At 60.2% G+C, this 20,236-nt stretch carries 22 protein-coding genes; 9 read left to right on the top strand and 13 right to left on the bottom strand.

What is annotated here, in order from left to right:
* Positions 1-102: 102 nt before the first annotated feature.
* The 10 genes from ACO1VH_RS11120 to ACO1VH_RS11075 all read right to left on the bottom strand — a co-directional run bounded on the left by ACO1VH_RS11120 (position 103) and on the right by ACO1VH_RS11075 (position 7,924).
* Complete coding sequence (locus ACO1VH_RS11120) at positions 103-300, bottom strand: hypothetical protein (RefSeq protein ID WP_486244539.1); 198 nt, start codon at positions 298-300, stop codon at positions 103-105.
* A 76-nt stretch (positions 301-376) separates the two neighbouring features.
* Complete coding sequence (gene rng / locus ACO1VH_RS11115) at positions 377-1,840, bottom strand: ribonuclease G (RefSeq protein WP_486244538.1); 1,464 nt, start codon at positions 1,838-1,840, stop codon at positions 377-379.
* The gene (locus ACO1VH_RS11110; RefSeq protein WP_486244537.1) at positions 1,837-2,457 is read right to left on the bottom strand and encodes a Maf family protein; all 621 of its coding nucleotides are present in this window, start codon (positions 2,455-2,457) and stop codon (positions 1,837-1,839) included. The genes rng and ACO1VH_RS11110 overlap by 4 nt, the downstream gene beginning before the upstream one ends.
* A 66-nt stretch (positions 2,458-2,523) precedes the next feature.
* Positions 2,524-2,994 carry a 23S rRNA (pseudouridine(1915)-N(3))-methyltransferase RlmH gene (rlmH, locus tag ACO1VH_RS11105; protein ID WP_486244536.1) on the bottom strand — a complete coding sequence of 157 codons (471 nt, stop codon included), beginning with the start codon at positions 2,992-2,994 and terminating at the stop codon, positions 2,524-2,526.
* A gap of 37 nt (positions 2,995-3,031) precedes the next feature.
* Complete coding sequence (gene rsfS / locus ACO1VH_RS11100) at positions 3,032-3,697, bottom strand: ribosome silencing factor (RefSeq protein WP_486244535.1); 666 nt, start codon at positions 3,695-3,697, stop codon at positions 3,032-3,034.
* Positions 3,697-4,362, bottom strand: coding sequence for a nicotinate-nucleotide adenylyltransferase (locus ACO1VH_RS11095; protein ID WP_486244534.1), 666 nt, complete (start codon positions 4,360-4,362; stop codon positions 3,697-3,699). Before ACO1VH_RS11095 ends, rsfS begins: the two co-directional genes overlap by 1 nt.
* 1 nt (position 4,363) lies before the next feature.
* Entirely contained in the window at positions 4,364-5,269 is a 906-nt protein-coding gene (hemF, locus tag ACO1VH_RS11090; RefSeq protein WP_486244533.1) for an oxygen-dependent coproporphyrinogen oxidase, read from the bottom strand.
* 66 nt (positions 5,270-5,335) lie between these two features.
* Positions 5,336-5,701, bottom strand: coding sequence for a c-type cytochrome (locus tag ACO1VH_RS11085; protein ID WP_486244648.1), 366 nt, complete (start codon positions 5,699-5,701; stop codon positions 5,336-5,338).
* Between the two features lie 106 nt (positions 5,702-5,807).
* Positions 5,808-7,079: a phosphoribosylamine--glycine ligase gene (gene purD, locus ACO1VH_RS11080; RefSeq protein ID WP_486244532.1), complete on the bottom strand. Its 1,272-nt coding sequence runs from the start codon at positions 7,077-7,079 to the stop codon at positions 5,808-5,810.
* 116 nt (positions 7,080-7,195) lie between these two features.
* A complete protein-coding gene (locus ACO1VH_RS11075; protein WP_486244531.1) occupies positions 7,196-7,924 on the bottom strand; it encodes a YebC/PmpR family DNA-binding transcriptional regulator in 729 nt (242 codons plus the stop codon).
* Between the two features lie 226 nt (positions 7,925-8,150).
* On the opposite strand from ACO1VH_RS11075, the gene ACO1VH_RS11070 reads away from it, so the two are divergent.
* Positions 8,151-9,698 carry a helicase HerA-like C-terminal domain-containing protein gene (locus tag ACO1VH_RS11070; RefSeq protein WP_486244530.1) on the top strand — a complete coding sequence of 516 codons (1,548 nt, stop codon included), beginning with the start codon at positions 8,151-8,153 and terminating at the stop codon, positions 9,696-9,698.
* A gap of 123 nt (positions 9,699-9,821) precedes the next feature.
* Here the strand turns inward: ACO1VH_RS11070 and ACO1VH_RS11065 are convergent, their stop codons facing one another.
* Positions 9,822-10,766, bottom strand: a complete 945-nt coding sequence (locus tag ACO1VH_RS11065) for a LysR family transcriptional regulator (RefSeq protein ID WP_486244529.1) — start codon at positions 10,764-10,766, stop codon at positions 9,822-9,824.
* 166 nt (positions 10,767-10,932) lie between these two features.
* On the opposite strand from ACO1VH_RS11065, the gene ACO1VH_RS11060 reads away from it, so the two are divergent.
* The 6 genes from ACO1VH_RS11060 (at position 10,933) to ACO1VH_RS11035 (ending at position 15,102) form a co-directional block, all read left to right on the top strand.
* A complete protein-coding gene (locus ACO1VH_RS11060) occupies positions 10,933-11,547 on the top strand; it encodes an FMN-dependent NADH-azoreductase (RefSeq protein ID WP_486244528.1) in 615 nt (204 codons plus the stop codon).
* Positions 11,548-11,648: 101 nt separating this feature from the next.
* Positions 11,649-12,278, top strand: a complete 630-nt coding sequence (gene ribA, locus ACO1VH_RS11055) for a GTP cyclohydrolase II (RefSeq protein WP_486244527.1) — start codon at positions 11,649-11,651, stop codon at positions 12,276-12,278.
* 76 nt (positions 12,279-12,354) lie between these two features.
* On the top strand, positions 12,355-13,263 hold the full coding sequence (locus tag ACO1VH_RS11050) for a DMT family transporter (protein WP_486244526.1): 909 nt from the start codon (positions 12,355-12,357) through the stop codon (positions 13,261-13,263).
* 9 nt (positions 13,264-13,272) lie between these two features.
* Entirely contained in the window at positions 13,273-13,905 is a 633-nt protein-coding gene (locus ACO1VH_RS11045; protein ID WP_486244525.1) for an SDR family oxidoreductase, read from the top strand.
* Between the two features lie 47 nt (positions 13,906-13,952).
* The gene (locus tag ACO1VH_RS11040) at positions 13,953-14,924 is read left to right on the top strand and encodes a quinone oxidoreductase family protein (protein WP_486244524.1); all 972 of its coding nucleotides are present in this window, start codon (positions 13,953-13,955) and stop codon (positions 14,922-14,924) included.
* 7 nt (positions 14,925-14,931) lie between these two features.
* Positions 14,932-15,102: a hypothetical protein gene (locus ACO1VH_RS11035; protein ID WP_486244523.1), complete on the top strand. Its 171-nt coding sequence runs from the start codon at positions 14,932-14,934 to the stop codon at positions 15,100-15,102.
* Between the two features lie 100 nt (positions 15,103-15,202).
* Here the strand turns inward: ACO1VH_RS11035 and ACO1VH_RS11030 are convergent, their stop codons facing one another.
* Positions 15,203-15,898 carry a DUF4136 domain-containing protein gene (locus ACO1VH_RS11030; protein WP_486244522.1) on the bottom strand — a complete coding sequence of 232 codons (696 nt, stop codon included), beginning with the start codon at positions 15,896-15,898 and terminating at the stop codon, positions 15,203-15,205.
* A gap of 221 nt (positions 15,899-16,119) precedes the next feature.
* On the opposite strand from ACO1VH_RS11030, the gene pepN reads away from it, so the two are divergent.
* Positions 16,120-18,771 carry an aminopeptidase N gene (pepN, locus tag ACO1VH_RS11025; protein ID WP_486244521.1) on the top strand — a complete coding sequence of 884 codons (2,652 nt, stop codon included), beginning with the start codon at positions 16,120-16,122 and terminating at the stop codon, positions 18,769-18,771.
* Between the two features lie 38 nt (positions 18,772-18,809).
* Complete coding sequence (locus ACO1VH_RS11020) at positions 18,810-19,808, top strand: class 1 fructose-bisphosphatase (protein ID WP_486244520.1); 999 nt, start codon at positions 18,810-18,812, stop codon at positions 19,806-19,808.
* On the opposite strand, the gene ACO1VH_RS11015 is transcribed toward ACO1VH_RS11020, so the two are convergent.
* Positions 19,799-20,236, bottom strand: a 438-nt coding sequence (locus ACO1VH_RS11015; protein WP_486244519.1) for a hypothetical protein, incomplete at its 5' end; no start/stop codon positions are given. The two genes, ACO1VH_RS11020 and ACO1VH_RS11015, sit on opposite strands and share 10 nt — an antisense overlap.

Below are 20,236 nucleotides of genomic sequence, written 5' to 3'. Positions count from 1 at the left end.
GCCGGCAAGCCAATGGGGAGAGGGTGAAGCCGTTTTCGGAATGAATGGCAGGCCGATCAGAATGGATTGCGTTCGTCTTCCACTGCTCAGGTTCTTGAATGCTCAAGCCAGCGCTTCCTTCGCCGCTTCTTCAGGCGTCAGGCCGTCATAGAACAGGTCGGTGAACCATTCGATCTGTTCCTCGATATGTTCCTGCGCTTGTGCGACGGTCGCACCGCCGGCCACCAGAAAGCCTTCCACCTCGATGCACCAGTTGATCAGTGCGAGGGTTTCCTCATCCAGTTCTTCTTTCTTTGCCATGGCGTGCTTTCAGATAGCTTGATTGTTGCTGCATCGGGATGCAGCAGAGATATAGAAGAAATACAGCGGAACGTGATTACAGCAGAATCACATCGTACTGTTCCTGGTGATAGACGGTTTCCACCTGCAGCGAGATCGGCTTGCCGAGGAAGTCGCTCAGCATCGCCAGATGCTGCGATTCTTCCTCGAGGAACATGTCGATGACGACCTGCGAAGCGAGGATGCGGAATTCGCGCGGATTGAACTGCTTGGCTTCGCGCGTCAGCTCGCGCAGGATTTCATAGCAGATAGTGCGCGCGGTCTTTACCTGGCCCTTGCCGCCGCAGGCGGGGCAGGGTTCGCACAGGATGTGCGCCAGCGATTCGCGCGTGCGCTTGCGCGTCATTTCCACCAAGCCCAGCGCGGAGAACCCCGATACCGATACCTTGGTGCGGTCGCGCGCGAGCGCGCGGTTCAGTTCGTTCAGCACGGCGGTCTTGTGGTCCTCGTTTTCCATGTCGATGAAATCGAGGATGACGATGCCGCCCAGATTGCGCAACCGTAGCTGCCGCGCGATCGCGTGCGAGGCTTCGAGATTGGTCTTGAAGATCGTGTCGTCGAAATTTCGGCCGTTGACGAAGCTGCCGGTGTTGACGTCTATCGTCGTCATCGCCTCGGTCTGGTCGACGATCAGGTAGCCGCCGGATTTCAGGTCGACGCGGCGTCCCAGCGCGCGCTGGATTTCTTCCTCGACGCCGTACAGGTCGAACAGCGGGCGCTCGCCCGGGTAGTGCACGAGTTTCGACAATACCGACGGCGTGTAGATTTCGGCGAATGCCTTCAGTTTCAGGAAATTCTCGCGCGAGTCGACCTGGATGATCGCGGTCTGGTCGTTGACGAAATCGCGCATCACGCGTTGCGCCAGATCCAGATCCTGATACAGCAGCGACGGCGCCGGGCGCGTTTTTGCCATCTGCGTGATGTTGCTCCAGGTCTTGCGCAGGTATTCGATGTCGGATTGCAGGTCGGCGTCGGAGGCGTCTTCCGCCATCGTGCGGATGATGAAGCCGCCTTTTTCGCCGGGCTGCATCAGGTTCTGCACCTTTTCGCGCAGCATTTCGCGTTCGGCTTCGTTCTCGATGCGCTGCGAAATGCCGATGTGCGATTCCTGCGGCAGGTAGACCAGCATGCGGCCGGCGATCGAAATCTGTGTCGACAGCCGTGCGCCCTTGGTGCCGATCGGGTCCTTGATGACCTGCACGGTGATGGTCTGGCCGTCGTGCAGCATGCGCTCGATCGGCAGCGGCGACGACGGCGGACCGGCGTGCGGCCGCGCATCCCAGATATCGGCCACGTGCAGGAAGGCGGCGCGTTCCAGGCCGATATCGACGAAGGCCGACTGCATGCCGGGCAGCACGCGCACGACCTTGCCGACATAGATGTTGCCCGCCATGCCGCGCGACAGCGTGCGTTCGACATGCAGTTCCTGTACCGCGCCCTGCAGCACGAGGGCAACGCGGGTTTCCTGCGGGGTGACGTTGACGAGAATGACTTCGCTCATAGGATGTGCAGGCCAGCCTGCTTCAATAATTGTCCGGTTTCGTACAGCGGCAGCCCCATGATGCCCGAATAGCTGCCGGCAATATCCTGGATGAACAGCGCGGCCTGGCCCTGAATGCCGTAGCCACCGGCCTTGTCGTAGGGCTCGGCGGTCGCGCAATAGGCGCGTATCGTGACATCCGACAGCGTCGCGAAGGCGACATCGGAGCGTTGCGTGAGTTGATGGGTGCGATCCTCGTGCAGCACGGCGACGTGCGTCAGCACCTGGTGCGTGCGGCCGGAAAGTGCGCGCATCATTTCGATTGCCTCGGCTTCGTCGGCCGGTTTGCCGAGAATGCGGCCGTCCAGCACGACGGTGGTATCGGCGGCAAGAATAGGGCGCGACGGCAGCTTGCGCCACCACATCGTCTTTTGCGCGAACTGCGCCTTTTCCAGCGTCACGCGGGCAACGTAGTCTTCGGCGCGCTCGTTCGGCAATACTTCTTCGCTGACTTCCGGGCCGCGTGGCGTCTGATCGCGCAGCAACAGCAATTCGAAATCGATGCCGATCTGGCGCAGCAGCTCGCGGCGGCGCGGGCTTTTGGAGGCGAGATAGATTTTCTGCTGGATCGGCTTCATGGGTTCATGTCGGCTGCGTGCGCTGTTTCGTCCGTCTGTGCATTCCGTGTATTTCGTGCCGCGCGTCTACACACGGTGATACGGATGGTTCTGCGTGATCGACCATGCGCGGTACAGTTGTTCCGCCAGCAGCACGCGTACCATGCCATGCGGCATCGTCAGGCTGGAAAGACGCACCAGCATGTCGGCATTGCGCTTGAATTCAGGATCGAGGCCGTCGGCACCGCCGATGACGAAGACGACGTCGCGGCCGTCCTGTTGCCATTGCGTCAGATGCTGCGCCAGTTGCACCGAAGTCAGATCCTTGCCGCGCTCGTCCAGCGCGACGATGCGTGCGCCTTTTGGCACGGCTGCTTCGATCTTGGTCCGCTCCAGCGCCATCGCCGTCTCGGCGGTTTTGCTGCCGGAGCGTTCGATCGGCTTGATTTCCTTCAGGACGATGCGGCAGTCAGGCGGCATGCGCTTCGCATACTCGCCGAAGCCGCTTTCTATCCACGCGGGCATCTTGTGGCCGACTGCCGCGATTACCAACTGCATGGAAACATCCGATCAGGTTGACGATTCAGTTTACCGATTACTTCTTGGCGGCTTTTTTTGCCGGCGCTTTCGCTGCCGTTTTTGTTGTCGCTTTTTTCGCGACGGTCTTGCCTGCTGGCTTCACTGCAGATTTGGCTGCACTTTTTGCTGCACTCTTGGCCGGTGCCTTGACTGCGACTTTCTTCGCAATTGCCTTTTTTGCCGGTGCGTCTGTTGTTTTGGTTGCAGCTTTCTTGGCAGGGGTTTTCTTCGCGGCGGGCTTTGTTGGTGCCTTGCGCTTTGCCGCCGATTCCGTGTCTTCCTTTGCCGCCGATTTGCGTGCGGTTTTCTTGGCTGCCGTTTCTTCCTTCGCACCGCGCTTTGCCACGCTCAGGCTGACTTCCTTGTCGCCCCAGATTTCTTCCAGGCGGTAGTAGGCGCGGATGGCCGGCTGCATGATGTGGACGATCATGTCGCCCAGATCGACCAGCACCCATTCGCCGGTGTCTTCGCCTTCGATGCTGACGATATCACCGCCGTTGGATTTGACCTTGTCACGTACCGATGCGGCGAGCGCCTTGGTCTGGCGGTTCGAGGTACCCGATGCCACCACGAGCCGGTCGAACAGGCTGGTCATGTGCACGGTGTCGAACAGTTTGATGTCTTGTGCCTTGACGTCTTCCAGCGCGTCGATGACCAGAGCTTGCAGTTTCTTGATATCCATTAGTTTCTGTAGAGATGATGTTGTTCGATATAGTCTAGCACCCCGGCCGGGGCCAGAGTATCAGGGCGTTCGCCGCGCTGCAGGGCGGCGCGGATTGCCGTGGCGGAAATGTCGACTTCCAGATCCGTCGCGAGATAGGCCAGGCCGTGCGGTGTGGCACGTATCCGGTCCGGCGTGCCGGCGCGGGTTACGAACTGCTGGGTCACGTCTTGCGGCACATGGCCGGCATCGATGGCGAAACCCGGGCGCGAGGCGGCGCAGATGTGCGCATAGTCGAACATCTGTTCCCATTGTTGCCAGGTATTCAGATGCTGCAACTGATCGGCGCCGATCAAGAATACGAGAGAAATATCCTCGCCCAACTCCGCGCGTACCGCACGCAGCGTGTCGATGGTGTAGGTGGCACTGTCGCGTTCGATTTCCTGGCGGTCGATGAGGATCGGCACACTTTGCGTATTGAATGCGCGTTGCACCATGGCTACGCGATCGCTGGCCGAAGCCTGCAGGCCGTGTTTCTGCCATGGATTGCCGGCCGGGATGATGCGCAGTTCGTCCGGTTGCAGCAAGCGCACGAAGTAATCGGCCAGTGCGACATGGCCGTTGTGTACCGGATCGAAGCTGCCGCCGAGCAGCACGATGCAGCGGCGATGGGATGTCTGCGTCACGTCAGATCCAGTCGCGGTGAATCAGGAAATCGGAATACAGCCGCGCTTCCGCGCTTCCGGCTTCCGGCTGCCAGTCGTAACGCCATTTGACGATGGGCGGCATCGACATCAGGATGGATTCGGTGCGGCCGCCCGACTGCAGGCCGAACAGCGTGCCGCGATCGAAGACCAGGTTGAATTCGACATAGCGGCCGCGGCGGTAAGCCTGGAAATCGCGTTCGCGTTCGCCGTAGGACGCGTCCTTGCGGCGCTGCAGGATGGGCCGATAGGCATCGAGAAAGGCATCGCCGACGCTGCGCTGCAAGGCGAAGCAGCGGTCGAAGCCGCCATCGTTCAGGTCGTCGAAGAAGATGCCGCCGACGCCGCGCGGTTCCTTGCGATGCTTCAGGTAGAAATAGTCGTCGCACCACTTCTTGTAGCGTGGGTACAGATCGTCGCCGAAGGGCTGCAATGCATCGCGGCAGATGCGATGGAAATGCTGCGCGTCTTCGTCGAAACCGTAATACGGCGTCAGGTCCATGCCGCCGCCGAACCACCAGACGGCTTCCGCCCCTTCTTTCGTGGCGACGAAGCAGCGCACGTTCATGTGCACGGTCGGCGCATACGGATTGCGCGGATGCAGCACCAGCGACACGCCCATCGCTTCCCAGTTGCGACCGGCGAGTTCCGGCCGGTTGGCGGCTGCCGACGGTGGCAGGTTGCTGCCCAGCACATGCGAGAAACCGACGCCGCCGCGTTCGAACACATTGCCTTCCTCGATGATGCGCGAAATGCCGCCGCCGCCCTCGGGACGCTGCCAGCTGTCGGTCAGGAAGGGTTTGCCGTCGGCCTGTTCCAGCCCGACGACGATGCGTGTCTGCAGGCCCTGCAGATAGTTGCGTACGGCGGCAGTATCAGGAGAAGTCATGGATATCTGGATGGTGGGTTCAGCGGATTTTACTCTGCGCCATGTGCGTTCGCGGGAGGCGCCGTCTTAGTGCTTGCGCGGTTTGCGCGGTGGCAGCGGCGGAAAGGTGCGCAGATAGGCGAGCAGATCGTCGATTTCGCGGTCGCTGCGTAATCCCCAGAAACGCATCTTGTTGCCGGGCACGACATCGTCGGGCGATTTGAGAAAGGCGCGCAACTTGTCTTCTGTCCAGACGAAGCCGGCCTGCTTCATCGCGGCCGAATAACGGAAATCGCTGGTGGCGCCCGCCTGCCGGCCGACGATGCCGTTCAGCTGCGGGCCGAAACCGCCATGCGCCGCGCGGCCGACTTCATGGCAGCTTGCGCATTTGGCGAAGGCGGTGCGGCCTCTTTTTGTATCGCCCACCGTTGCATCGTCCGCTGCATGCACCATCGTCGTTTGCAGCGTCAGCAGCAGAAGCGGTGCGACGCGTGGCAGAAAACGACGAATCATGCAGCGAAGAAGCGAGTGGCGTGCATCAGACTGCATCAAGACCGCATCAAGGACGCTTCAGCGCGCGCCAACCGATGTCGCGGCGGAACTGCATGCCGTCGAAATGGATCTGGTCGACTGCTTCGTAGGCTTTTTTCTGCGCCATCTTCACGCTGTCGCCGAGGCCGACCACGCACAACACGCGGCCGCCGGAAGTCTTCAGCTTTTCGCCTTCCAGCACGGTGCCGGCGTGGAAGGTCACGCTGTCCGGCGTTTCGGCGGCGATGCCGGTGATCAGGTCGCCCTTGCGCGGCGATTCCGGATAACCGTGCGCGGCCATCACGACGCCCAGCGCGGTGCGGCGATCCCATTCGAGTTCGATGCTGTCCAGCGTGCCGTTGACGGCATGTTCCATCACGGCGACCAGATCTGTCTTCAGGCGCGACATGATCGGCTGCGTTTCCGGATCGCCCATGCGGCAGTTGAATTCCAGCGTCTTCGGATTGCCCTTGTCGTCGATCATCAGGCCGGCGTACAGGAAGCCGGTGAACGGAATGCCGTCCTTGTGCATGCCCTGCACGGTCGGCTGGATGATTTCGCGCATCACGCGCGCATGCAGCGATGGTGTGACGATGGGCGCCGGCGAATAGGCGCCCATGCCGCCGGTGTTCGGGCCTTCATCGTCGTCCAGCAGGCGCTTGTGATCCTGGCTGGTCGCCAGCGGCAGGATGTTCTTGCCGTCGACCATGACGATGAAGCTGGCTTCCTCGCCGTCGAGGAATTCCTCGATGACGACGCGCGCGCCGGCGTCGCCCAGCTTGTTGTCCGACAGCATCATGTCGACTGCCGCATGTGCTTCCGAACGCGACATCGCGACCACCACGCCCTTGCCGGCAGCCAGGCCGTCGGCCTTGATCACGATGGGTGCGCCCTTGGCGTCGATATAGTCGTGCGCGGCCTGCAAATCGGAGAAGGTCTGGTATTCGGCGGTCGGGATGTCGTGGCGCTTCATGAAGGCCTTGGCGAAATCCTTGGAGCTTTCCAGTTGTGCGGCTTCGCGCGTGGGGCCAAAGATCTTCAGGCCGTTGTCGCGGAAGATGTTGACGATGCCGGCGGCCAGCGGGGTTTCCGGGCCGACCACGGTCAGCGCGATGTTTTCCTTCTTCGCGAACTCGGCCAGCGCGGCCGGATCGGTGATCGCGACGTTTTCCAGGCGGCCGTCCAGTGCCGTGCCGCCGTTGCCGGGTGCGACATAGACCATCTGGATGCGTTCGGATTGCGCCAGTTTCCATGCGAGGGCGTGTTCGCGGCCGCCTGAGCCGACTACCAGAATTTTCATGAGATGTTTGCTGCCTGATCGAAGCGGCGTGCATGCCGCGCGTTGTTTAAAAAGCCGTCTGCAAGGATGCGATACAAGAAAAAAGCGGAACCTGTCCGCTTTCTATTGCACCGTTTTCATGCTTCGTTGATGACGGCGTTCGTATAAATCTCCTGTACGTCGTCCAGGTTTTCCAGTGCGTCCAGCAGTTTCTGCATGCGCACGGCGTCGTCGCCTTCGAACACGGTTTCGGTCGACGGCTTCATCACGACTTCGGCCACTTCGGCCTTGAAGCCGGCCGCTTCCAGCGCATCCTTGACGGTAGCGAAATCATTCGGCGGGCACAGCACTTCGATGCCGCCTTCCTCATCCGTTGCCACGTCTTCGGCGCCGGCTTCGAGCGCGGCTTCCATCAGTTTTTCTTCATCGGTGCCCGGCGCGAACAGGAACTGGCCGACATGGTTGAACAGGAAGGCGACCGAGCCTTCGGTGCCCATGTTGCCGCCGAACTTGGAGAAGGCATGGCGTACTTCCGCCACCGTGCGCACGCGGTTGTCGGTCATGCAGTCGACGATGATGGCGGCGCCGTTGATGCCGTAGCCTTCGTAACGGATTTCTTCATAGTTGACGCCATCGAGCGTGCCGGTACCGCGCTGGATCGCACGCGTGACGTTGTCTTTCGGCATATTGGCGTCGAAGGCCTTGTCGACGGCCAGGCGCAGGCGCGGGTTGGATGCCGGATCGCCGCCGCCCATGCGTGCGGCAACGGTGATTTCCTTGATCAAACGGGTCCAGATCTTGCCGCGTCTTTCATCCTGACGGCCTTTACGATGCTGGATATTGGCCCATTTGCTGTGTCCTGCCATGACGAATTTCTTTCCAGATGAGTTACGTGGCCGGTAAAAAAAATCGCTGCTTGCGGCGTTGCGCCAGCCTGCCGACCATGCTTGCTGTCTGCGCCGGCACGCCTTGCCATCGACGATTTTTATCAGCCACTCTTGGCTATAATGAGACCGCGATTTTAACATATCGCCTGCCTGCCAAAATGAGGCGAAATGCCTCACTAACCACCTATCCGACACGGATGAGACCATGCCGAACCCACTGCTGATCGCCAAGAACAAGGAACAGGAACTGCATCTGCTGCCGGCGCTGGCAAATCGCCACGGCTGCATCACCGGGGCCACCGGCACTGGCAAGACGGTAACGCTGCAGACGCTGGCGCAGCAATTGTCGGATATCGGCGTGCCGGTCTTCATGGCTGACGTCAAAGGCGATCTGTCCGGTATCGGCAAGGCCGGCGCATCCAATGTGCGCATCAAGGAACGGCTGGACATGCTGGGTCTGCCGGAGCCCGAATGGCACGGCGCGCCGGTCTCGTTCTGGGACGTGTACGGCGAACAGGGCCATCCGGTGCGCGCGACGATTTCCGATCTCGGGCCGCTGCTGCTGGCGCGCATGCTGAATCTGAACGATACGCAGCAGGGCGTGCTGCAACTGGTTTTCAAGATCGCCGACGACAACGGTCTGCTGCTGCTCGATACGAAAGACCTGCGCGCGATGCTGCAGCACGTCGGCGACAACGCGGCGCAATTCAAGACCGAATACGGCAACATTTCCGCCGCCAGCATCGGCGCGATCCAGCGCGCGCTGATCGGCATCGACGAGCAGGGCGGCGACAAGTTTTTTGGCGAGCCGATGCTGAACATCGACGATCTGCTGCAGACCGATGCGAACGGACGCGGCGTCGTCAACATTTTGACGGCCGACAAGCTGATGAATGCGCCGAGGCTGTATTCCACCTTCCTGCTGTGGATGCTGTCGGAACTGTTCGAGCATCTGCCGGAAGTCGGCGATCTCGAGAAACCGAAGCTGGTGTTCTTTTTCGACGAGGCGCACCTGCTGTTTGCCGAAGCGCCGAAGCCGCTGCTGCAGAAGATCGAGCAGGTCGTGCGGCTGATCCGCTCGAAAGGCGTCGGCGTCTATTTCGTCACGCAGAATCCGCTCGATATTCCCGATACGGTGCTGGGCCAGCTTGGCAATCGTGTGCAGCATGCCCTGCGCGCCTACACGCCGCGCGACCAGAAGGCGGTGCAGGCGGCAGCCGAGACCTTCCGTCCGAATCCCAAGCTCGATACCGCACAGGCTATCACCGATCTGGGCGTCGGCGAGGCGCTGGTTTCCTTCCTGGATGAAAAAGGACGGCCGTCCATCGTCGAGCGTGCTTTCGTGTTGCCGCCGCTTTCGCAGATCGGTCCGCTGACCGAAGCCGAACGCGATGCGTTGAAGGCCAAATCGGTAGTGGCGGGTATCTACGACAAGGCCGTCGACCGCGAATCGGCTTACGAAAAACTGCGCGGTCGCGTGGCGGGAAAAATGGCGGACAAGGATGCCGATGCAGATGCATCGTCGGCTAAAGGCGGCCGTTCCGCTTCGCAGGACGATGAATCCGATGAGGGTTTCGGCGACATGCTGGGTAGTGTGTTCGGCAACGGTACCGGCAGCCGTACCGGACGCAGCAAAAGCCGTCGCAGCGATACCGTCGTCGAATCGATGATGAAATCGGCGGCGCGCACGATAGGCTCGACGGTGGGACGCGAAATCATCCGCGGCGTTTTGGGTTCCATCCTGAAGCGATAAAGTCCGGCGGTATCGTGCGTGTTGCCTGCGTGCCTTGTCGTGCATGTACCGCCGCATCTTGTTTTCCATGCATCGATAGCGCCGATGCAATTCTCGGATAGTCGCTGATTCGGTTTCGCTTCTTCAGCCGCGCCGGCGCGGCTGCATGTCGGCGGGAAGCGCGGCCGACAGGTCCGCCGCGTGATCGAGGAAGTAGCGCATCAGCCAGCGTCCTGCCGGACCGGGAGCGTCGTCAGTACGATTGATCATGTGCAGCGAATACTGGCCGGCAGTCAAATGTTCCAGTTGCAGATGCACCAGCCGGCCTTCCTTGACGTCGGCGCGTACCATTTCTTCCGGCATTGATCCCCATCCCAATCCATTCAGCAGCAGCATGTGCTTGGCACCTAGGTCGCCGAGCCGCCAGTCGCGTAGCGCGACCACGCCGAAATTCTGCCCCGCCGTCAGCTGGCTGCGATCGGTCAGCACCAGTTGCGTGTAGTCGCGCGCTACTTCGGTCGGAATGACGCCTTGCATCTGCCCCAGCGGATGCGATGGCGCGGCGACCGGAATCATCGTGATGTAGCCCAGTTGCTGGGCCTGGAAGATGTCGGGGAAATCCAGCATCGGGCCGGCGATGCCGATCTGGCAGATGCGCTCGCTGACCAGATGCTTGACCGCGCCCAGCGCTTCGATGCGCAGGCGCAGGCCGACCGTCGGAAATTCCTGCTGGAAGGCTTTCAGCGCCTGCACCAGCTGACAGTTCGGAAACATCACATCCACCACGATCGATACTTCCGCTTCCAGCCCGAGCGACATCATCTTCGCGCGGGCGCGCATTGCATCGATCTTCATGCCGACGGTACGCGCGTCGGCCAGCAGCGCCTTGCCGGCTTCGGTCAGCGTCGGCTTGCGCTTGCTGCGATCGAACAGGGCGACGTTCAATTGCGCTTCGAGGTTGGCAATCGTGTAACTGATGACTGATTGCGTACGGTGCAATTCCGTTGCTGCCCGCGAAAAACTGCCGCAGTCGATGACAGCGACGAAGACGCGCAGCTGGTCCAGTGTAGGAAGGCCGGGATCTCTCATATCTAAAAAATCGATACTAATGAGTTAAATAAAGTGGGTTTTCTGAATATTAAACCTGGCCTACGATGCTTGCAACGACACAGCAATGTGTTTGAACAAGGAATGCCGGTCGATCCAGACGCGGCAAACATCAACGGAAGCAACAGAGAAAGAAAGCGAGCCCATCATGACCAAGATTCTTCACATCAACAGCAGTGTGCGCCGTAACGATTCCATCTCGCGCAAGGTGACCGGCGACTTCATCGCCAAATGGAAAGCCAGGGAAGCCGGCGCCGTCGTCGTCGAGCGCGACCTCGCGATCAATCCGCCGCCGCATCTGACCGAGACGACGCTGGGCGCCTTCTTCACCGCGCCGGAGCAGCGCAGCGCCGAGCAGAGCGAGATCGTCAAACTGTCCGAAACGCTGGTGCAGGAACTGTTCGATGCCGACGTCATCGTCATTGGCGCACCGATGTACAACTTCTCGATCACATCGGGCCTGAAAGCCTGGATTGATCAGGTGGCGCGTGCCGGCGTGACGTTCAAATACGGCGAGAACGGTCCGGTCGGCCTGCTGAACGGCAAGAAAGTTTATATCTTCACCGCGCGCGGCGGCGTCTACAGCCAGGGACCGGCGGCAGCGATGGATTTCCATGAAACCTATCTGCGCGCCGTGCTGGGCTTTATCGGCCTGAAGGATGTGACCTTCATTCACAGCGAAGGCCTGGCGATGGGCGCGGTCGGTGTCGAAAAAGCGCTGGAACAGACAAACAAGGCTATCAACGAATTGCTGCCGGCCTGATATCCTTCGTCTTTCGCCAAAAATGCGTCGCTGCCGGAATCGACTTTTCGGTAGCGGCGCGTCGTTCGGCGGCCCTTGATTGATGATGATATCGTTGCGCCATGAAACCCAGCCTTGCCCCCGCCGCCAGTGCGGATATCCCCGGATCTGAACTCGACTACGTCGCTTCGTGCAATCTGCCGATGCCGTGGGCGACGTTCAGGCTGCACGCATTCGTCGAGCCGGGAACGGGCAAGGAGCATGTCGCCATCACGCTGGGTGACGTCGCCGACGGCGAACCGGTGCTGTCGCGTATCCATTCCGAATGCCTGACCGGCGATGCATTGTTCAGCCTGCGCTGCGATTGCGGCCCGCAACTGGAAGCGGCGCTGCGGATGATCGCTGAAGAAGGGCGCGGCGCGCTGTTCTACCTGCGTCAGGAAGGACGCGGCATCGGCCTCGTCAACAAGATCCGCGCCTATCAATTACAGGATGCCGGCGCCGATACGGTGGAAGCCAACGAACAGCTCGGTTTCAAGGCTGACCAGCGCAACTACAAGCTGTGCCAACCGATGCTGCAGCATCTCGGCATTTCGGCGCTGCGCCTGATGACGAATAATCCGCGCAAGATCACCGCGCTGGAGCAACTGGGATTGAAGGTCATCGAGCGCGTGCCGCTGATCGTCACGCGCAATCCGCACAACGAACGCTATCTGACGACCAAGGCGATCAAGCTCGGTCATCTGTTCTGACCTGACGTTTTCCGGCTGTTTTCGGCGCTGTTGGCGGCTTCCAGCCGGGAAATCCGGCTGCCGCTACAATCGCCGCATGGCCGATCCTTCCTCTTCTTCCGCACGCAGACAATTACTGGTCGGCCTAGCCATTGCCATTTCCGGTGCCGTGCTGTTTTCCGCCAAGGCAATTGTCGCCAAGCTGATCTACCGTTATGACGTCGATGCCGTCACGCTGATCGCATTCCGCATGCTGTTTTCGCTGCCGTTCTTCGCCGCGATTGCATTCTGGCAGGCGCGGCAATCACTGCCTTTGACCGGGCGCGAGCGCGGGCAGATCGTGCTGCTTGGCCTGCTCGGCTACTACCTTTCCAGCTTTCTCGATTTTCTCGGCCTGCAGTACATCACGGCTGGCCTGGAACGCCTGATTCTGTTTCTGACGCCGTCCTTCGTGCTGCTGATTTCAGTCTTCCTGCTGAAGAAGAAAATCAGCGTGTTGGAATGGACGGCGCTTGCGATTTCATATGCGGGTACCGTACTGGTCTTCGTGCACGACGCACGACTGGGTGGGGCCAACGTCGCACTTGGCAGCGCTTTCGTACTGGGCGCTGCGCTTTCCTATGCGTGGTATCTGCTGCTGTCGGGCGAATTGCTCAAGCGCGTCGGCACGATGCGGCTGGTTGCCTATGCGATGTGCGTATCCAGCGTAGTCTGCATTCTGCAGTTCTTTCTGTTGCGGCCGGCGAGCATGCTGGTACAGCCGATGGCGGTCTACGGACTGTCGGCATTCAATGCGTTTTTCTGTACGGTGCTGCCGGTGTTCCTGACGATGATCGCCGTGCAGCGCATCGGCGCACCGACTGCATCGCAGGCGGGCATGATCGGGCCGGTGTCCATCTTGTTTCTCGCTGCATGGATTCTCGGCGAGCCGATTACCGGCATCCAGATCGCCGGCACCGTGCTGGTGCTGTGCGGCATTTATCTGCTATCGAAGAAAAAGACCTAGGAGACGACGATGGATTTTGGCATACGAGGAAAGACGGCGCTGGTCTGTGGCGCCAGCCGTGGCTTGGGATACGGTTGTGCGCAGGTGCTGGCTGCCTGTCCGCAGCCGGATATTCTCGTCACCAACGCCGCTGGACCGAAGCAGGGCGATTTCCGTGACTGGTCGCGCGACGACTGGATCGCGGCGCTGAATGCCAACATGCTGACGCCGATAGAGCTGATCAAGGCGACTGTCGATGGCATGATCGCGCGGCGCTTCGGCCGTATCGTCAACATCACGTCAAGCGCGGTGAAGGCGCCGATCGATACGCTGGGTTTGTCGAACGGCGCGCGTTCCGGCCTGACCGGTTTTGTCGCGGGACTCGCGCGCCGCACGGTCGCGCATAACGTGACGATCAACAACCTGCTGCCGGGTGCCTTCGATACCGATCGGCTGGCCGCGATCTTTTCGTCCGCCTCGCAGGCGACCGGGAAGTCGATTGAAGAAGTCGGCGACAAGCGGCGCAATGCGATCCCGGCCAAGCGTTTCGGCACGCCCGACGAGTTCGGTGCTGCTTGCGCCTTCCTGTGCAGTGCGCATGCCGGCTACATTACGGGTCAGAATCTGCTGATCGACGGCGGGGCCTATCCGGGAACCTTCTGATTCGGTCAGAATGTGTGCCGGCACGATTTCTGGAAAGCGAGATCTTCATGAAAGCGATCAGGATAGAAAGGAACGGCGGTCCCGAGGTGATGGAGTACGTCGATGTCGACGTGCCGCCGCCGGGGCCGGGCGAGGCGCTGGTGCGGCAGGCGGCCTGCGGCTTGAACTACATCGATGTTTATTTCCGCACCGGCCTGTACAAGCAGTCGCTGCCGGGCGGTATCGGCATGGAAGGTGCTGGTGTGGTCGATGCGGTCGGGCCGGATGTCACGCACATCCGTCCAGGCGATCGCGTCGCGTATGCCGGCCATCCGCCGGGCGCGTATGCGCAGTGGCGCACGGTGCCGGCAAAGATTCTCGTCAAACTGCCGAAGTCCATCGATTTCGACATCGCGGCCGGCATGATGCTGCAGGGGCTGACCGTCCAGTACCTGTTCCGTCGCACCTTCCGTCTGCAGGGCGGCGAGACGATCCTGTTCCATGCGGCAGCCGGCGGCGTCGGGCTGATCGCCTGCCAGTGGGCGCGTGCGCTCGGCGTAACGATGATCGGTACCGTCGGTTCCGACGAAAAGGCCGAACTGGCGAAGCGGCACGGCTGCGTGCACGTGATCAACTACCGCAAGGAGAATTTCGTCGAGCGCGTGAAGGAAATCACCAACGGCGAAGGCGTACCGGTCGTCTACGATTCGGTCGGCAAGGACACGTTCACCGATTCGCTCGATTGCCTGTCGCCGCTGGGTATGATGGTCAGCTACGGCAGTGCTTCCGGTCCGGTGCCGCCGTTCAGCCTGAATGAGCTTGCATCGCGCGGCTCGCTGTTCATCACGCGGCCATCGGTGTTCAGCTATACCGCCCGGCGTGACGATCTGGAGATGATGGCAGCAGAACTGTTCGGCATGGTGGAAGGCGGCAAGATCGGTATTGAGGTCAACCAGCGCTATGCGTTGCAGGATGCAGCGCAGGCGCATCGCGATCTGGAAGCGCGCAAGACCACCGGCTCGACCATTCTGATTCCCTGAGGAGCGCATGATGCAGAAAGCCGATATGCCTGTCGAAGAAAACCCGATGCAGCATCCGGAAGAGCAGCCGTCCGGTGCCGATGGTTCACCGAAGTTCGGCCGGTTGTTGCTGCTGCTGGCGTTTGCCGTGCTGATGGTTGTGGCGGTGACGTTCGGTTCGTTGGCTTATTACACCTGAACCTGCTGGACAAATCCGGCTGGCCCGGTTGAAATGAAAACGGCGGCTTGCATGTGCAGGCCGCCGTTTCGTTCTTCTTCTTTCCGGAATCGGTTTGCGATCAGTTGTTTGCCGGGGCGCTGGCCGAGGCCGGTTCCGTTTGCACCTTGTCGTTCGCCGCTGCCGGCTTGTCGGTAATTTCCAGTTTCACGCGGTGCGGCACGCCGCTGCGGCCCGGGAACTCCGAAAAGGCGCTCTTGACCATGTAAGGCATCGCAAACGCCAGCGAGCCGTTGCCACCGTCGCTGTCCACCGTCACGTCGTACAGCTTCTTGCCATCCCTGACCCGTGTGATCAGCACGTTCAACTGGCGACTGAAGACCTGATATTGCACCTCGCGGTATTGCGTGACCGGCGGGCCGTACCAGAACGGATCGTAATAATAGGGGCTGTAATAGCCGCGCCATGGGTAGTAGGGATAACCGTAGCCATACGGCCAGTAAGGATCGACGACCGGCTCCACGACGCGCACGTCGCGGCCATTGATGCTGTAATGCATCGACACCTTGAGGATTGCAGCGCGCGGATTTTGCGCTTCGACGAAGCCCAGTCGGGTCAATTCGGCGCGTACCAGATTTTCGTAACTCTGGTATTCCAGATTGTTCTGTTGCTCAGGCGTGCGGTCGAAAACATAGACCTTGTTCGGCATCTCGGCCGGCCAGTCGTGGAAGGCCACCACGTCGCTGCGTACAAACGACGCACAGCCGCTCAACAGCAGACTCGACAATATCGTTGCCATCCATAACCAGCGTCGCATTACCATCTCCTTGTGCAATACGACTAGCATAGCCGTATTGCGAAAATCTGCCGTTACATTTTGTAACCCACAGGAAAGCCGTATCCGCGAGCGAACCGATCGCTATTGCAATAGTCCTAATGCAGGCTTGCCGCCGCTTGCGTCAGACTGGCTGATTCCGTTTTCAATCCCGGCGTTTGGGTAAAATGCCATTTTGCTCACGCCATTGCGAGACCGTTCCCATGCGCACCGATACCCCCGCCGCGATTTACCGTAAAGACTACACACCGCCAAGCCATTGGGTCAGCACCGTCGAGATGGGTTTCGATCTCGACCCGGCTGCGACGCGCGTAGCGACCCGCATCGTGTTCGAACGCAATCACGCCGTTGCGGACCGCACGTTGACGCTGTACGGCGATGAGGTCGAGCTGGTGCAATTGCGCATGAACGGCAAGATATTGACCAAACGCGCTTATCAGCTGGAGCAGGGCGTGCTGCGCATTCCGTCCGCGCCGGACGACGTCGTGCTGGAAATCGAAACGCTGATCCGGCCGGACCGCAATACCTCGCTGATGGGGCTGTACGTCTCGAACGGCAATTTCTTTACGCAATGCGAGGCAGAAGGCTTCCGCAAGATCACCTATTTCCCCGATCGTCCGGATGTGATGGCGAAGTACAAGGTCATGCTGCGCGCCGACAAGCGCAAATACCCGGTGCTGCTGTCCAATGGCAACCTGATCGAACAGGGCGACCTGGGTGACGGCCGCCATTACGCGCTGTGGGAAGATCCGTTCAAGAAGCCGTCCTATCTGTTCGCGCTGGTTGCCGGCGATCTGGTCTGTCAGGAAGAGCGTATCAAGCTGCAGTCCGGCCGCGAGGCGTTGCTGCAGGTCTGGGTCGAGGAAGGCAATCTGGACAAGACGCAGCATGCAATGGATTCGCTGATCAACAGTATTCGCTGGGATGAAAAGCGCTTCGGCTTGGAACTGGATCTCGACCGCTTCATGATCGTCGCCGTCGGCGACTTCAACATGGGCGCGATGGAAAACAAGGGTCTGAACATCTTCAACACGAAATACGTGCTGGCCAATCCGCGCATCGCGACCGACGTCGATTACGCCAACATCGAAGCCGTGGTCGGCCACGAATATTTCCACAACTGGACCGGCAACCGCGTCACCTGCCGCGACTGGTTCCAGCTGTCGCTGAAGGAAGGTCTGACGGTTTTCCGCGACCAGGAATTCTCGGCCGACATGATCGGCACCGACAGCGGCCGTGCGGTCAAGCGCATCGACGATGTACGCGTGCTGCGGCAGGCGCAGTTCCCGGAAGACGCAGGCCCGATGGCGCATCCGGTACGGCCTGATTCCTTCGTCGAGATCAGCAACTTCTATACGGTCACGATTTACGAAAAGGGTGCTGAAGTTGTGCGTATGTACCAGACGCTGTTCGGCCGCGATGGCTTCCGCAAGGGCATGGATCTGTATTTCGAGCGGCACGACGGACAGGCCGTCACCTGCGACGATTTCCGTGCGGCGATGGCCGATGCCAACCGCCGTGAGCTGGCGCAATTCGAGCGCTGGTACGATCAGGCCGGCACGCCGCGCGTGTCCGTTACGACGCGCTACGACGCCGATGCGTACACCTATGAAATGACGCTGGTGCAAAGCTGTGCGCCGACGGCCGGCCAGGAGGAAAAGCGGCCGTTCCTGATTCCGGTCTCGGTCGGTTTGCTGGATGGCAAAGGGCGCGACATGCCCTTGTCGCTGGGTGATTCGACAGAGCAGCCAACGACGGTCGTGCTGGAACTGAAAGAGCGTTCGCAGACATTCCTGTTCCGCAACGTGATGGAAAAACCGGTGCCGTCGATCCTGCGCAATTTTTCTGCGCCGGTGGTGCTGGAATACGACTATACCGATGACGAGCTGGCGTTCCTGATGGCGCACGACAGCGATGCCTTCAATCGCTGGGAAGCCGGTCAGCGTCTGGCCATGCGCCGTTTGCTGGCGCTGACCTCGCTGGCGCAATCGGGCGACGATTTGCAGGTGGATGACGCGCTGGCAGAAAGTTTCTCGGCCACGTTGAAGGACGACACGCTCGATCCGGCTTTCCGCGAAACGGCGCTGAATCTGCCGGCTGAAACCGTCGTTGCAGAACAGATGGATGTCATCGATCCGCAGGCGATTCATGCAGCACGGCGTTTCCTGCGCCAGTCGCTGGCAAATTCGTTGCGGCCGGCGTTGCTGAATGCCTATCGCGATAATGCGGTGAATGGACCGTACAGTCCAGATGCGGCATCGGCCGGCAAACGCGCATTGCGTAATTTGTCGCTGTCCTATCTTGGGGAGCTCGACGACGCCGAAGTCCATGCGTTGATGCAAAAACAGTATGACAATGCCAACAACATGACCGACCGCATGGCGGCGTTGGCAGCGTTGGCGAACAGCCGGGCGGCGAGCAGGGCCGCGGCACTGGCACGCTTCTACAGCGATTTCGAGCAGGAGCCGCTGGTGATCGACAAATGGTTCTCGCTGCAGGCGATGGCCCGCACGACCGACGTGGCGGCTGTCCGCGAGCTGATGAAGCATCCGGCATTCTCGCTGAAGAATCCGAATCGGGCGCGCAGCCTGATCTTCAGCTTCTGCAACGGCAATCCATCCCGCTTCCACGCAACCGATGGCAGCGGCTATGAATTCTGGGCGGAGCAGGTCCTGGCGCTCGATGCACTCAATCCGCAGGTGGCGGCCCGTCTGGCGCGCAGTCTCGACCGCTGGCGCAAGTATGCGCCGGCACTGCGCGAAAAGATGCATGCGGCGCTCAAGCGCGTGGCGGACAGCACCAAGCTGTCCAAGGATTTGAAGGAAGTGATTACGAAGTCGCTGGCCGGTGCGTGAGCGCGGGCCGTAACTATTTGACGAAGAAAAAGGAAAACATGAAACGCATCAGTCTTACGCAGTATCTGATCGAAGAGCAGCGCGAGCACAAGAACATTCCGTCCGAATTGCGCCTGCTGATCGAGGTCGTGGCGCGTGCCTGCAAGACCATCAGCCATTCGGTCGGCAAGGGGGCGCTGGGCGACGTGCTCGGCACGGCGGGCAGCGAGAACGTGCAGGGCGAAGTGCAGAAGAAGCTGGACGTCATTTCCAACCAGATCCTGCTGGAAGCCAATGAGTGGGGCGGCCATCTGGCGGCGATGGCATCGGAAGAAATGGAAACCATCCATCCGATCCCGAATCGCTATCCGAAAGGCGAATACCTGCTGCTGTTCGATCCGCTGGACGGCTCCAGCAATATCGACGTCAACGTCTCGATCGGCACGATTTTCTCCGTACTGAAGGCGCCGGACGGCACGACGACGCCGAAGGAAGAGCATTTCCTGCAGCCGGGCGCGCAACAGGTCGTGGCCGGCTATGCGTTGTACGGTCCGCAAACGGTGCTCGTGTTGACGACCGGAAACGGCGTGCACTCCTTTACGCTGGATCGCGAAATGGGCGCATGGGTGATGACGCAGCGCGACATGCAGATCCCGGCCGACACTAAGGAATTTGCCATCAACGCCTCGAATGCACGTCATTGGTATCCGCCCGTCAAGCGTTACGTCGATGAAATGCTGGCCGGCACCACCGGCCCGCGCGGCAAGGATTTCAACATGCGTTGGATCGCCTCGATGGTGGCGGACGTGCATCGCATCCTGAACCGCGGCGGCATCTTCATGTATCCGGCCGATGCACGTGAACCGGACAAGCCGGGCAAGCTGCGTTTGATGTACGAAGCTAATCCGATGGCGATGCTGGTCGAGCAAGCGGGTGGTGCCGCGACGAATGGCGAGCAGCGCATCCTCGATATTCAGCCGGAAAAGCTGCATCAGCGTGTGGCGGTTTTTCTAGGATCGAAAAATGAAGTCGAGTTGGTAACGGGATATCACCGATAAACGACAAGAAAACAACAAGACGGAATTCGAGAAACGGCCGGCCATGTGCGGGCCGTTTTTCTTTTTCGCAAAAAGTTTTGCGGAACCGCTTGCCAAGTCGAAACGGTCTTTGCTATAGTTCGGCTCCCGTCGCGAGACGGGGCTGAAAAAGAAGGTTGATCGAAGCGCTTGACGCTGATGAGTCCGGAATTTTTGGTTGGGATGTCGAGGTGGTTTTTTGCAGTAAGCGTCACGCAAGTTTGTTGAGAAGTTTGAACAAAGTTGTTGACGGCGACAAAAAAACGCCTCATAATCTCGTTTCTCTGCTGCTGACGAACAAAACGCTTCGCAGCGCTGCTGAAATAAAGGCAGGGCAGAACAGGTTCTTTAAAAATTAACAGCCGATAAGTGTGGGCGTTTGATGGAAGTGCAGCGGCGCAAGCCGCGAG

The organism is Oxalicibacterium sp. (genome assembly GCF_057353965.1).
Note: the sequence above shows the minus strand (reverse complement) of the source record. Positions and strands in the feature narration are given on the sequence as shown.